Annotated in this window: 12 protein-coding genes; 3 read left to right on the top strand and 9 right to left on the bottom strand. The window is 59.2% G+C overall.

Features of this window, described 5'->3' with window-relative positions:
- The 9 genes from V8G57_RS12730 to V8G57_RS12690 all read right to left on the bottom strand — a co-directional run bounded on the left by V8G57_RS12730 (window position 1) and on the right by V8G57_RS12690 (window position 9,725).
- Window positions 1–369 carry a hypothetical protein gene (locus tag V8G57_RS12730; protein WP_342829708.1) on the bottom strand — a complete coding sequence of 123 codons (369 nt, stop codon included), beginning with the start codon at window positions 367–369 and terminating at the stop codon, window positions 1–3.
- Between the two features lie 12 nt (window positions 370–381).
- Window positions 382–3,084 carry a type VI secretion system ATPase TssH gene (tssH, locus tag V8G57_RS12725; RefSeq protein ID WP_342829707.1) on the bottom strand — a complete coding sequence of 901 codons (2,703 nt, stop codon included), beginning with the start codon at window positions 3,082–3,084 and terminating at the stop codon, window positions 382–384.
- A 24-nt stretch (window positions 3,085–3,108) separates the two neighbouring features.
- A complete protein-coding gene (gene tssG, locus V8G57_RS12720) occupies window positions 3,109–4,191 on the bottom strand; it encodes a type VI secretion system baseplate subunit TssG (RefSeq protein ID WP_342829706.1) in 1,083 nt (360 codons plus the stop codon).
- A complete protein-coding gene (tssF, locus tag V8G57_RS12715; RefSeq protein WP_092396086.1) occupies window positions 4,155–5,999 on the bottom strand; it encodes a type VI secretion system baseplate subunit TssF in 1,845 nt (614 codons plus the stop codon). The genes tssG and tssF overlap by 37 nt, the downstream gene beginning before the upstream one ends.
- Before the next feature lies 1 nt (window position 6,000).
- Window positions 6,001–6,492 carry a type VI secretion system baseplate subunit TssE gene (gene tssE, locus V8G57_RS12710; protein WP_092396088.1) on the bottom strand — a complete coding sequence of 164 codons (492 nt, stop codon included), beginning with the start codon at window positions 6,490–6,492 and terminating at the stop codon, window positions 6,001–6,003.
- Between the two features lie 62 nt (window positions 6,493–6,554).
- Window positions 6,555–7,046 carry an Hcp family type VI secretion system effector gene (locus V8G57_RS12705; protein WP_092396090.1) on the bottom strand — a complete coding sequence of 164 codons (492 nt, stop codon included), beginning with the start codon at window positions 7,044–7,046 and terminating at the stop codon, window positions 6,555–6,557.
- Window positions 7,047–7,069: 23 nt separating this feature from the next.
- Window positions 7,070–8,557, bottom strand: coding sequence for a type VI secretion system contractile sheath large subunit (gene tssC / locus V8G57_RS12700; RefSeq protein ID WP_342829705.1), 1,488 nt, complete (start codon window positions 8,555–8,557; stop codon window positions 7,070–7,072).
- Window position 8,558: 1 nt separating this feature from the next.
- Window positions 8,559–9,068 carry a type VI secretion system contractile sheath small subunit gene (tssB, locus tag V8G57_RS12695; protein WP_014004068.1) on the bottom strand — a complete coding sequence of 170 codons (510 nt, stop codon included), beginning with the start codon at window positions 9,066–9,068 and terminating at the stop codon, window positions 8,559–8,561.
- Window positions 9,069–9,134: 66 nt separating this feature from the next.
- On the bottom strand, window positions 9,135–9,725 hold the full coding sequence (locus V8G57_RS12690) for a tetratricopeptide repeat protein (protein WP_144741013.1): 591 nt from the start codon (window positions 9,723–9,725) through the stop codon (window positions 9,135–9,137).
- Window positions 9,726–9,986: 261 nt separating this feature from the next.
- Here V8G57_RS12690 and tssJ point away from each other — a divergent pair, with 261 nt between their 5' ends.
- The 3 genes from tssJ (at window position 9,987) to icmH (ending at window position 12,773) form a co-directional block, all read left to right on the top strand.
- Window positions 9,987–10,586: a type VI secretion system lipoprotein TssJ gene (gene tssJ, locus V8G57_RS12685; protein WP_092396096.1), complete on the top strand. Its 600-nt coding sequence runs from the start codon at window positions 9,987–9,989 to the stop codon at window positions 10,584–10,586.
- A gap of 67 nt (window positions 10,587–10,653) precedes the next feature.
- Window positions 10,654–12,000: a type VI secretion system baseplate subunit TssK gene (gene tssK, locus V8G57_RS12680; RefSeq protein WP_092396098.1), complete on the top strand. Its 1,347-nt coding sequence runs from the start codon at window positions 10,654–10,656 to the stop codon at window positions 11,998–12,000.
- Window positions 11,997–12,773, top strand: a complete 777-nt coding sequence (icmH, locus tag V8G57_RS12675) for a type IVB secretion system protein IcmH/DotU (protein ID WP_092396100.1) — start codon at window positions 11,997–11,999, stop codon at window positions 12,771–12,773. The genes tssK and icmH overlap by 4 nt, the downstream gene beginning before the upstream one ends.
- Window positions 12,774–12,902: the final 129 nt, after the last annotated feature.

Genomic DNA, 12,902 nt, shown 5'->3' with positions numbered 1-12,902 from the left:
CTATCCGGTAATCTGGATAACATGCAACCCAGGCTGTTCCTTGCAGCGCAAGTGATAGCTCTTGTCCCCCACCTTCAGCGTGATGTGCAGGTTGTTGTCCACGCCGCGCTGATTCCCGGTCCCGCCTTCATGCGCCGTCGCCGACGGCAGCCACGGCCGTCCCTGCATCAGCTGCAGCAGCAGGCGCGCCTGTGAACGCGCCGATGCGGAAGCCGTATCGAGCAGGTCGATGATGTCCGCAGGCGTCAGCTTGACGTAGTTGCGGACATCGGTGGCCTTGTCCTGGTACTGGAATTTGCGGCTGTATTTCTCGTCGAAGCGCTTCGAATAGCACTGCTTCAGGATTTTCTGCTTGGTTGCTGCATCCATGTTTTCTCCGTTCTATTTGATCGCGTATTTGAATTGGCCCTGCTTGTTGGCGGTGACCTTGATCTTGGCGATGCTGCCGCCTTCGGCCATCTTGGCCAGCACGGTTTCGGCAATTTCCGGCAGCAGCGTGCCGTTGAGGATATTGTCGACATTGCGGGCGCCGGAATCGACTTCGGTGCAGCGCGCCAGCACCGCTTCGACCAGCGGCTCGTCGTAGCTGAACTCGGCCTTGTGGTTGACGGCGATGCGTTTCTGGATACGTCCCAGCTTGAGGTTGATGATCTCGACCAGCACGTCGTCCGAAATCGGGTAGTAAGGAATGACTTTCAGGCGTCCCAGGAAAGCCGGCTTGAAGGCTTTCACCAGCTGCGGCCTGATCGCCTGTTCCAGGTCGTCGGTGCTCGGCAGTTCCGCCGCCGCCTTGTTCAGGCAGCTTTGCATGATCAGGCTGGAGGCGACATTGCTGGTGAGGATGATGATGGTGTTCTTGAAGTCGATTTCGCGGCCTTCGGCGTCGTCCAGCACACCCTTGTCGAACACCTGGAAGAACAGTTCGAGCACGTCCGGGTGGGCTTTCTCCACCTCGTCCAGCAGCACCACGCTGTACGGATTGCGCCGCACCGCCTCGGTCAGGACGCCGCCTTCGCCGTAGCCGACATAACCCGGCGGCGAGCCTTTCAGGCCGGAGACGCTGTGCGCTTCCTGGTATTCGCTCATGTTGATGGTGACCAGCTTGCGTTCGCCGCCGTACAGCACATCGGCCAGCGCCAGCGCGGTCTCGGTCTTGCCGACGCCGGACGGGCCGACGAACAGGAACACACCCTTGGGTTTGTTCGGATCGTCCAGGTTGGCGCGTGAAGTGCGCACGCGCTGCGCCACTGCTTCGATCGCGTGCGACTGGCCCAGCACCCGTTCATGCAGCAGGGCGCCGAGGTTGATCACGGTCTTGATTTCATCCTTGACCATCTTGCCGAGCGGGATGCCGGTCCAGCTGGCGACGATTTCCGCCACCACCAGGCCGTCGACCTGCACCGGGACCATCGGTGTTTCGCCTTGCAGCGTTTTCAGTTCCTCGATCAGTTTCGCCAATTCCTGGGCTTCCTTGCTGTCCTTGGCTGCTTTCCTGGAAGGCTTGGCCGCATCGTCGGCTGGGGTCTGTTCCGCCGCCGGCGTTGCTTCGAGTTCCGTGCGGGCGGCCTTGATGCGGTCGGTCAGGGCTTTTTCCTTTTCCCAGCGTTCGCTGTGGAGGGCCAGCTCCGCAGTCAGTTTCGCCTGCAGTTCGCGCAATTCTTTCAAGCGTTCAGCGTGCTTGCCGCCGGCATTCGATTCGCGTTCCAGCGAATTCAGCTCGGCTACCAGGCGGTCCAGTTTCTTGACGATGTTTTCGATCAGGGCCGGCGTGGCGTTCTGGCCCAGCGCAACTTTGGCGCACGCCGTGTCGAGTACGCTGATCGCCTTGTCCGGCAGCTGGCGGCCGCTGATATAGCGGTGCGACAGGCGCACCGCTTCGGTGATGGCTTCGTCGAAGACGCGCACGCCAAAGTGTTTTTCCATCAGCGGCGCCATGCCGCGCAGCATGGCGCAAGCCAGTTCTTCGCTCGGTTCCTCGACCTTCACTACCTGGAAACGGCGCGCCAGGGCGGCGTCTTTCTCAAAATATTTCTTGTATTCGCTCCACGTGGTGGCGGCGATGGTGCGCAGTTCGCCGCGCGCCAGCGCCGGTTTCAGCAGGTTGGCGGCATCGTTCTGGCCGGCCTGGCCGCCGGCGCCGATCATGGTGTGGGCTTCGTCGATGAACAGGATGATGGCGTGCGAGCTTTTCTTGACTTCGTCGATCACGCTTTTCAGGCGGTTTTCAAACTCGCCTTTGACGCTGGCGCCGGCTTGCAGCAGACCCATGTCGAGGGTGTGCAGCTCCACGCCCTGCAGCACGTCGGGCACGTCTTTTTGCGCAATCCGCAGCGCCAGGCCTTCCACTACCGCGGTCTTGCCGACGCCGGCCTCGCCGGTCAGGATCGGGTTGTTTTGCCGGCGCCGCATCAGGATGTCGATGGTCTGGCGGATTTCGGTATCGCGGCCGATCACGGGATCGACCTTGCCTTCGCGTGCGCGCTGGGTCAGGTTGGTGGTGAATTTGTCGAGCGAAGGAGTTTTCGAGGCTTCGCCCTTGGCGGTCAGGTCCTGCACCGGATCGCCGCCCTGGTCTTCAGCCGTGGCGCCGCCGCCATCCGCGGACGCGCTTTCCTGCGAGCCTTCGGTCAGTTTTTCCAGGTCGTGCTTGAGGTCGTCCAGCTTGAACTTGATGAACAGCTTGGAGCCGCGGTACGCCAGCTGCACCAGGTCCGGCTCGGTCAGCAGCGCCAGCAGCAGGTGGCCGCTGCGGATGCGTCCCGACTGGTTGTCCAGCGAGGCGATCAGCCAGGCGTGTTCAAACAGCTTGGGCAGGTGCGGCGAAAATACCGGGGTGCGTGCGTTGCCGTTCTTGAAGCGGTCGATTTCGCCCTGCAGGTCGCTTTCCAGCGCAGCGAGGCTGATGCCGGATTTGCGCGCAATCACCGCAAAGTCGCTCTTGGGCTGTTCCAGCAAGGCCAGGAACAGATGTTCGATATCCACTTCATATTGGCCACGGCCGACGCAGATGTTTGCCGCGCGTTCCGCTGCCAGGCGTGAGGTGTCGTTCAGTTTGCTGATTAAGGTTTTGAGATTGATGCTCATTGAAGCCTTCCCATCCATGCATGGTCAAAGTGAGTGAATTTCGTAACAGACATCGGTGCGGTCGTTCTCTTCCGGTTTGCTGGTGACGAAGGTATCCCAGCCCAGCCGCCCGCTTTCAGGGTCGGAACCGAGGCTGACGCTTTGCACCTGGTCCGCGCGCAAGATCAGCTGTATTTCATATTCCAGGAAGACGCTGGTAAACATCGCCAGTATTTTTTGCAGCCCGACAGCAGCCGCGCCGCCGGGCAAAAAGCTTTCAAATTTCTTTTTGGCCAGCGGGCCGATTTTCAGGCGCATGCGCAGGTCGCGCTGCCATACCCGTTCGCCCACCATCGCCACGCTGCCCAGCAGGGCGTTGGTCGAACCCAGTACGGTTTGCTGGTCGACCGGCACGTTGTACCAATGGCCGACAAACTGCTCGATCGTGATCGGCACCGAAAAATATTCGCGCAAGACCCGCTGCATGTACGCCGCGGACGGCGGCCGATGCCGGATGGCCGCGGCAAAATGCCCGAGCGATTCATCCAGCAATCCAGCGCCGTCTTCCGACATGCGGCCGCGCAAAGTGCGGTGGCCAAGGCCGGCCAGCGACATCAGCAGCGGCAGGAAACTGTCCTTGCCGTCGACCTGGTACTTGAATTCCAGCCGGTACTTGCGCCAGGCCTTGAAAAACAGGGCCACGCTGCGGTTCGAGAAAACATCCAGGAAAGCGCGCGGGCCGTGGTCCTTTTCATACAGCTGGTGCGCGGCGATACGCTCCGAGTAGTGACTGGGAAGCGTGCCGTTGCTGCCTAAAAAGCCGATGAACGCCGGCGTCAGCGCGATGTTGTCGAGCTGGTTGGTCTGCAGCGCTTCCAGCAGTTCTTCCACCGATTGCCGGGTCAGCTTGGGCGACACTTCCAGCGCTTCGATCTCGCTCGGCGGAAAGTTCAGCGACACCGTGTTCTGGAAACGCAGGAAATCGCTGACCGCTTCCTCATGCGGGACGCCGTTCTGCTTCAGCCACAGCTCCAGCATCATCACCGCCTGGAAGAACTGGAAACGATGCGGCTTGTCGAGCAGGCGCTGGATTACGCTAGGTTCGAATCTCCGCTGCGCGGTAAGCATCGCAGTATCTCCTCACCTGTTCGTTTTGAAGCTATCACCAATTGCGTAAAGCTGTTGGCATGCACATACAGGCCGAGGAAGCGATCCAGGACATTGGCAAATACATGGATGCCGCTGCCTACGAAACCTTCTTCGTCCAGTGTCACCTTGATCTCGATGCCGCGCACCAGCGAGGCGAACGGATTGCCCGGCAGCCAGGCGGTGGCGGCCTTGTGCTCGATGCCGACCACGCTGCCGATCTGGCGCTGCGAGATGGCCGAACGCGGCAAGTCGTACAGGCTCAGGGTTTCCTGCAGGGCTTCCAGGCCGCCCTTGGCCAGCGACAGGTGATTCAGCGCCAGATGGGAAATCAGGCGCCAGTGGGCGCCGCGGCCGCGCTCGAAACGGCAAGGTTCGGAAGGCTTCCGCAAGAAGCTGATGGCGTTCACCAGCGAGCCGCCTTCCAGGAACAGGTCGCCGCCGGCCAGGCCGTATGCCAGCGAAGCAGGCAGGTTGCGGTTGCAGCAGGTCAGCTCGATGCTCAGGGTGTCGGTTTCGATGGCGGCCGGGTCGAAATCGATGTCGACGATGGAAATTTCGGTTTCATAGCCGGGGCTGCGCGCCGCGACCATTTCGTCGCGCCGCATGGCCCAGTAATGGCCGGCCTTGTCCGCGCTTTCGCCGTGGCGCAATGAATAGAACGGCCGGAATTCGGTAATCGATTCACCTTCCGGCGTTTGCCGCACCAGCTGCACCGAATCGATCGAATGCACTTCATAGGCATAGGCGCGGCGCGAGTCGCCCACTACCGGGTAATAGGCGCTGGTATGGGTCAGGCGGATCGGGTCGCCGCGCTGCTTGAACAGGTTGATGACCGGGGTGCAGCCCAGCAGCAGGTTATTGGTCGACAAGGTGCCCAGCATGCGCGCGGTGTTGGAATCGGCGCGCAGCCCGGACAGCACCAGGTGCAGGGTGAATTTCTTGCAGCCGGCCGGCAGCAGCTTTGTGATTTCGGCAACATCGACGTCAAAGAAATTGAATTTCTCGGGATAGGAGAAATACTCGGTCAGCAGCCGGTAGGCGGGATGCGAACGTGCCGGAAAGTCGATCAGCGATTCGTCTTCTTCAAAACCGACCGGCGTCACCGGGATCTTGTTCACGGCATGCCACCGGCCGCTCTTGCCGACTTCGACATAGGCGCGCAGGGTGCGCATGAACAAGGTGTCGCGCAAGGCGGCGCAGAACGACGGTTCGCCGTCGATGAAGACGCGCAGGGTCTTGACGCCGAGTTCGGCAAAACCGGCTTGCTCTGCGGTGCTCTCGAAGGTGATGCCGATGCGCGAGCTGGCGGTAGGCGGCAACAGTACGGCGTCCGGCGGTTCGATGATGGGATCGAACACCGCGTGCGACAGCAGCACCGGCGCCACCGTGACTTCATAGGTTGTCTTGAATTTGCAGGCCACGCCCTTGACCTGGCGCGTCGTCAGTTCGGTGCCGCGCGGCACCGGCATGGCGGTAGTCAGCTGTGCGGCGGCGACGCTGTAGTCCATGCGCGCGATCGAGCAGGAAGGAAACGGCCGCAGGTAGTGCGGATACAGCACCTCGAACAAGGCTTCGGTAAATTCAGGGTAGTCGTCGTCCAGCCGCTTCGAGGTGCGGGCATTGATCAGCGCAAACGACTGGATCATGCGTTCGATGTGCGGATCTTCCGATACCTCGCCGGACATCAGCAGGCGGCCTGCAATCTTCGGGTAGCGCTCGGAAAACTCGCGCGAATAGCGCCTCAGGAAACCGAGCTCGCGCTCGTAATAGGGAAGTAGTTCGTCCACGTTAACCGTCCATCCGCGCTGCGCGGCGTGCTCTGCTGATTGAGTATTGCAAGGTCGAGGGCTGCAGCACGGCGTCGAAGCTCACGGCTTCCTTGGCCGGCCCCACCACCAGCATGGCTGCAATCGCAAAATTCAAGCGGTTGATCGATCCTTCGCGCAGCTCGAGCGAGGCGCGGACATTGCGCAGGCGCGGCTCGTGGCGCGCAATGCCTTGCTCCAGGCACTGGCAGATATAAGCGCGGTCATCCAGGCTGGCCAGGCTCATGCCGGAAAAATCGTTCAAGCCGTAAGTCAGGATCGACTTGCTGCATTCGGGGAAATTCTTCAGCAATTCTTCGGGAATCACAGTGCGGGTATTCAGCATGGCCTCCAGGTCGCGCGCGACCGTGTCTTTCAAGGCATCCATCGACAAACGCACCACCAGGTCGGATTGCGCAGGCGTGCCGTCGCCGCCCATCAATCGGTCAAACAATCCGGGAGTGAAACCTTTCATCGCTTACCATTCAAGAGAAAAAAAGAGCCGCAGCATGCGGCTCTTTTATCGATACAGGAAAATTACACGATTTTATTGGTCGACAGATCCCAGCCGCCGGAAGTGTTGCCGCCCGAACCGCCGCCGATTTTTTGCTGTGTGTACTTCCATTTGACCTGGGAGTATTTCAGGCTGACGCTTTCGCTCAGCACGTCGCCTTCCTGGACCGATGGCGTGACATCTGAAATCAGCAGGTTGACCAGTTCGATTTCGAAGTACTTGATGCGGTCGCCCTTGCCGTCGGCGCGCAGGAATTCGAACTTGGCCTTTGGAATGGTCTTGCCCGACGAGCAGTTTTGCAGCAGCAGCGGTGTCGCCAGGTCGGCGATCTTGGTGATCACGATATCCTTGTGCTCGCAGCGTTCGGCTGTGTGGCCGCCGCCGGTCGATGCAGTCGCCGACTTCGGCTGCAGCACTTCCCACTGTACCGATTTGCATTCGATCCAGTCTTTGTGCGCGCTGTCCGTGGACTCGCCCTTGATGCCGTCGATTTGCAGATAAACGTCTATTGCCATGGTGATATCCCTCGTGAATTAAGTTAAGACTTGGTTGACGCCGGTAATTCTGCAACCAAGCGCAATGAAACTGAAAGTTCGTCAAGCTGGAAGTGCGGGCGCAGGAACGACACCGCACGGTAGACGCCCGGACGACCCGGCACTTCGGATACCTGCACCGAGGCTTCGCGCAAAGGAAACTGCGCTTTGGCTTCCTGGCTGGCATTGTCATCGAGCAGCACATACTGGGTCAGCCAACGGTTGAGGAAGTCTTCCACGTTGCCTGCCGAAGCAAAGCTGCCGATCTTGTCGCGCATCATCGATTTCATGTAATGCGCAATACGCGATACGGCAAAAATGTACTGCAGCTGGGCTGACAGCACGGAGTTGGCGTTGGCCGAATCGGTATTGTATTTCTTGGCTTTCTGCGTCGACTGGGCGCCGAAGAAGGCCGCATAGTCGGTGTTCTTGCAATGCACCAGCGAAATGAAGCCAAGGTCGCTCAATTCTTTTTCGCGGCGGTCGGTAATGGCGATTTCGGTCGGGCACTTGAGTGCGACTTCGCCTTCGTCGGTCTTGAAGGTATGGGTCGGCAGGTCTTCCACCAGGCCGCCGCCTTCGACGCCGCGGATTGCCGCGCACCAGCCGAAATCTTCAAACGCCTTGGTCAGCTTGGTGCCGAAGGCATACGCTGCGTTACACCAGAGGTATTTGGAATGGTCGGTGCCGTCGACATCTTCCACGAAGTTGAAACCTTCGACTGTCTGCCCGTCTTTCGGATTGAACGGCAGGCGGCCCAGGAAGCGCGGCAGGGTCAGGCCGACATAACGGGAATCTTCCGATTCGCGGAACGACTTCCATTTGGCATATTCGACGGTCTCGAACACCTTGGCCAGGTCGCGCGGCTTGCCGAGTTCGCTGTAGGTTTCCAGGCCGAACAGTTCAGGCGAGGCCGAGCTGATGAACGGCGCATGGGCAGCTGCGGCGATATGCGACATCTGTTCGACGAAATACATGTCTTCCGGCTGCCGGGTGATTTCGAAATCGCCTATCAGGGAACCGAACGGCGCACCGCCGAACGTGCCGAACTCTTCTTCGTAGACTTTCTTGAAGATCGCGCTCTGGTCGAACTCGAGGGCGCTCTGGAAATCCTTGACCAGTTCCCGCTTGGTCGCGTTCAAGACCTTGATCTTGAGGTTCTGGCTGGTAGTCGAGTTGAACACCAGGTAGTGCAGGCCGGTCCAGCTGCTTTCCAGTTTCTGGAATTCAGGCGCGTGGATCACGGCGCTGACCTGGGCCGAAATCAGGCGGTCCAGCTCGGCCACGCGGGCGTCGATGGTAGCCGACAGGTTGGCCGACACCACCACGGTGCCCTGCATGACCTGGTTCACCAGTTCCGAAATGATGTCTTTGGCGCGGTCGTGCTCGGCGCCGGACTTGGCGACTTTGCTCTGTTCTACGATCTGGTCGAGCAAACCGGATTCTTCTGCGGCCGCCCCTGCGGCTGGCGCAGAATTATGCTGAAAGGACATCTCAGTCTCCTTGCTTCTTGGTTTGCTTGCTTAACGCCGCCAGCTTTTCGGTGCTGTTGAGCACATCGTTGAGGATGTCTTCCAGCTTGTCGTTGCCGGCCAGCTTGTTGCGCAGGTCGGCCAGTTTGGTGCGGGCTTCGAGCAGCTGCTTGAGCGGCTCGATCTGCTGCACCACCGCTTCCGGACGGAAATCGTCGATCGACTTGAATTTCAGGTCGACCCCGAACTCGCCGCCGGCGTCGCTCAAGTGGTTCGGCACGCGGAAAGCGGCTCTCGGTTCGACGCCTTTCATCACTTCATCGAAGTTGTCGTTGTCGATGTTGACGAACTTGCGGTCCTTCAGCTTGGTCTGGGCTACCTCGGACTTGCCGCTGAAATCGCCGATCACGCCCATCACGAACGGCAATTCCTTTTGCTCGATGGCGTCGCCGATTTCAACGTCGTAGGTCATTTGCACCCGTGGTGGACGGACTTTCTGCAAACGTTTTTGAGTACTCTCTTTTTTAGCCATAAAACCCCCGCTGATACCGAATAATCAAGCCCCGATCCCGCCTGGCGGGATCAGGAATCATATGAGTTACTGCAACGATCCGAATGGATTGGCGCCATCGCCGCTAGGCTCAGGCGAGCCCGGTTTGGCTGCGACAGCGCCTTTTTTGGCGGCCGCTGCTGCCGGCGCCGGGCGTGCAACTACTTTTGGACGGGGCGGCACCAACACTGTCTCGCCCAGGCTTTCACGCAGGATCTTGGCCAGTCCCTGTGCTTCGTTGCGGACATTGCCGTTCAAATCGTTCTGTGTGCGCAGGTCGTTCAGAGCCTTGGTCGACAGCCGCAGGCCGCCTACCGCGACTATGCTGTTGGCAACCTTGTCTTTCGGATCGCGCTGCAGGCCTTCCAGCGCATACGAAATGGCGTCGCCATAGTTTTCCGCATCGAAACGGATTTGCGCCAGGCGTATCCATGGTGTCTTGTCTGCAGGAAACGCGCCGGTCGCGTCTTTCAGTAATTTAACAGCCTTGTCGGTCTGTCCGGCTTTTTGTGCGGCGTCGGCTTCAGCCACTATGGAATCCAGTTTTGCTGCGGGATCGACCGCAGGTGGGGTTGCGCAGGCGCTTACCAGACACGCCAAGGCCACGCCGTAGATAATTTTGCTTTTCCATTGACTCATCGTAAACTCGCTTTCTATGTGGCAACTTTTAAATAGCCGAATCTTAACAAAACCCGGCAGATGCAGATATCATATTGCCAATCTACATCAAAATTTGTGAACTTTGGTTACACCATTGCAACAAGTTTAGTCCAGACCCATACTATGTGTCTAGGCGACAACTGAGATTGTTATTATTTTGTACAATATTATCAAAAAAATATTATCTGAGACCTTATTGTTTATCCGATAATTTTGCAACCCAAATAAAGATCGACTTTAATGCGCCCCTTATCTCTGTTAGTTTCGCTGGCCGCAATACTGAGTCTGGCTGGTTGCGCCGCAGGCGCCGTTTCCGCACTTGGCTCTGTCGCCAGCTCTGTACTGGAGATGTCGGGCATCACCAAGCCAGAGGTTCCCGACGCGCAAAAACCGCCCCGTACCATAGCGATCAAGCTGCATGCAGGCAGCAATTTGAATGCCGACAGCTCCGGCACGCCGCTTGCCCTGGTCGCCAGAGTATATAAGTTACGACAAAATGGCGCTTTCCAACAGGCAACATACGATACATTTACCAATCCGCAGAAAGAAAAAGACGTATTGGGCGCCGACCTGCTCGAAGTCAAGGAAATAACACTGGTGCCGGGACAGCGCTATGAAGTCAGCGAAAAGGTCACCAGGGAAGCGGGTTTTGTCGGCGTCGTGGCCTTGTTCCGCAAACCTGCGGCGCAACGCTGGAAGATGACTTTCCCGACCGAACCTGCTGAAAAATCGGGCATTACCATCGGCGCGAACGCCTGTGCGCTGACAGTCGGCACCGGCGTCACGGTTGCGGAAACCGCCGCCGCGACTAAACTTTTAACCCCGGCCCCATGCGGCTAGCGTGGTCCAGCTAGCGCCACGCGGATTTTGCGTGATGGTTTGAATAAAATGACATGCGAGTAAATACGTGAATCGAACATCGAAAATTCTATGGGGCGAGGGCCTGTTTTTACGGCCCCAGCATTTCCAGCAGCAGGACCGGTATCACGAAAACCGTCTGCATGAGACCACCAACGCCTTGCATCCGTATGCCTGGGGCGTGATGACGGTGCAGCTGGACCGCGATGCGCTGGCCAACAATACCTTGCGGCTGTCCGAGCTGTCGGTGATTTTCCAGGACGGCGAGATCTATAACGCGCCTGGAGACGACGACCTGCCGGAAGTGGTCGACCTGAGCGATATCCCGCATGCGCAGCAAACCATTACCTACTACGCAGCCCTGCCATACATGAAAGGCTTCGGCGGCAATTTTTCGCCCCTGGGCCAGACCAGCAACTCGACCCGCTACGCCCAGAACAATTCGGCCACGCCGGACCTGTTCACGCAAGCGGCGGAAGCCGAGCTGACCTACCTGAAGAAATCGGTGCGCCTGGTGTCGGAACTCGATCCGCGCGATTCGCTGATCAGTTTTCCGCTGATCAAGCTGCGCCGCATTTCGACCGGCGGCTTCGAGCCGGACCCGACCTTCGTCGCGCCGAGCCTGACGATCCGCAGCGCACCGGCGCTGTATATCCAGTTGCGGCGCCTGATGGATGCGCTGCAAGCCAAGGTCAGCGCCCTGTACGGCCACCATCGCGAGCCAAGCAAGAATGTCATCGAATTCCGTTCCGGCGATATCTCTTCCTTCTGGCTGCTGCACACCGCGAGTTCGGCGTTTGCCGGACTGACGCACTATTTCCACAATCCGGCGTTTCATCCGGAACGGCTGTACGAACAGCTGCTGAGCCTGGCCGGCGCGCTGATGACGTTTTCCAAGAGTTATGCGCTGTCGGACCTGCCGGTATACCAGCACCAGGATCCGGGACCGTGTTTCGCCAAGCTCGACAGCATCATCCGCGAGCTGCTGGACACCGTGATTTCCTCGCGCTATTTCTCGATCGCCCTGTCGGAGAACAAGCCTTCGCATCACCACGGCATGCTCGACTCCGGCAAGATCGACGACAAGACCGCGTTTTACCTGGCGGTCAACGCCAGCATGCCGGCCATCGAACTGGTCGATATCGTGCCGCTGCGCTTCAAGATCGGCGCGCCCGACGACGTCGATAAATTCGTCCTGTCGGCCATGCCCGGGGTCAAGCTGTCGCACTCGCCGCAAGTGCCGGCGGCGTTGCCGGTGCGGCCGGACACTTATTATTTCGCCTTGGAAAACAAGGGAGCCCTGTATGATCGCATGCTGCAGGCGCAGTCGATCTCGATTTATGTACCATCCGGCATCAACGACCTTAAACTTGAGCTCTTAGCGGTTACATCATGAACAGACCATCAGCCCCTTCCCTGCTCGGCGACAGCGCCGCCGGCCAATACGTAGCGGCGGACACCAGTTCCGCCAATTCGCTGCTCGACCTGATGTACGACGGTTTCTACGCCTTGTTCCTGTTGAAGAACCGCTGTGCGCCTGTCGACGAAGCCGGTTTCACGTCGAAGATGCAGCGCTTCCTCAGCGATTTCGAGCGCGGCGCAAAGAAGCTGGATGTATCGGCTGAAGACGTCCACGCTGCAAAATACGCATTCTGCGCGGCAGTCGACGAGAACATCCTGCATTCGCAATTCAATATCCGCGATGCCTGGGCGCGCCGGCCTCTGCAGCTGATCCTGTTCGGCGACCAGCTCGCCGGCGAACACTTCTTTACGCGCCTGGAAGACTTGCGCGCTAAGGGCGCACAGCACCTGCAGGCGCTGGAAGTGTTCCATATGTGCCTGCTGCTGGGTTTCCAGGGCAAGTACATCATCGAAGGCCCGGAAAAACTGAACTACCTGACGGCCCGCCTGGGTGACGAGATCGCGCGCATGAAAGGCAAGAGCGCCGGCTTCGCGCCGCACTGGGAACGGCCGGACCAGGTCAGCCACAAGCTGCGCAATGAAGTGCCGCTGTGGGCGCTGTGTTCGGTGTTTGCCCTGATCGGGCTGGGCGGCTATTTTGCGCTGAACACCATGCTGTCGCGCGCTACCGCATCGAGCATCAGCGGCTACAGCGACATCGTCAAGCTGGCGCCGCGCGCGTCCTACCTGACCATTACCCTGCCTTGATCGGATTTGCCTGAGGCATTAACTATTTAATGCCCGGCATTCCGGGCACGTTGGGACACGCATGAGCAACGTACTCCAGAGCCTGCAAAGCCTCATCGGCGGGCGCCAGACCAATCGGATCCTGCGCCT

The organism is Collimonas rhizosphaerae (assembly GCF_038896935.1).
Classification (GTDB): domain Bacteria; phylum Pseudomonadota; class Gammaproteobacteria; order Burkholderiales; family Burkholderiaceae_D; genus Collimonas; species Collimonas rhizosphaerae.
This window is presented reverse-complemented; position numbering and strand designations above follow the sequence as displayed.

What these genes read in the sequence shown, in the direction of transcription:
- V8G57_RS12730 (WP_342829708.1), bottom strand. Translation starts at nt 369, where the DNA reads ATGGATGCAGCAACCAAGCAGAAAATCCTGAAGCAGTGCTATTCGAAG.
- tssH (WP_342829707.1), bottom strand. Translation starts at nt 3,084, where the DNA reads ATGAGCATCAATCTCAAAACCTTAATCAGCAAACTGAACGACACCTCA.
- tssG (WP_342829706.1), bottom strand. Translation starts at nt 4,191, where the DNA reads ATGCTTACCGCGCAGCGGAGATTCGAACCTAGCGTAATCCAGCGCCTG.
- tssE (WP_092396088.1), bottom strand. Translation starts at nt 6,492, where the DNA reads ATGAAAGGTTTCACTCCCGGATTGTTTGACCGATTGATGGGCGGCGAC.
- V8G57_RS12705 (WP_092396090.1), bottom strand. Translation starts at nt 7,046, where the DNA reads ATGGCAATAGACGTTTATCTGCAAATCGACGGCATCAAGGGCGAGTCC.
- tssC (WP_342829705.1), bottom strand. Translation starts at nt 8,557, where the DNA reads ATGTCCTTTCAGCATAATTCTGCGCCAGCCGCAGGGGCGGCCGCAGAA.
- tssB (WP_014004068.1), bottom strand. Translation starts at nt 9,068, where the DNA reads ATGGCTAAAAAAGAGAGTACTCAAAAACGTTTGCAGAAAGTCCGTCCA.
- V8G57_RS12690 (WP_144741013.1), bottom strand. Translation starts at nt 9,725, where the DNA reads ATGAGTCAATGGAAAAGCAAAATTATCTACGGCGTGGCCTTGGCGTGT.
- tssJ (WP_092396096.1), top strand. Translation starts at nt 9,987, where the DNA reads ATGCGCCCCTTATCTCTGTTAGTTTCGCTGGCCGCAATACTGAGTCTG.
- icmH (WP_092396100.1), top strand. Translation starts at nt 11,997, where the DNA reads ATGAACAGACCATCAGCCCCTTCCCTGCTCGGCGACAGCGCCGCCGGC.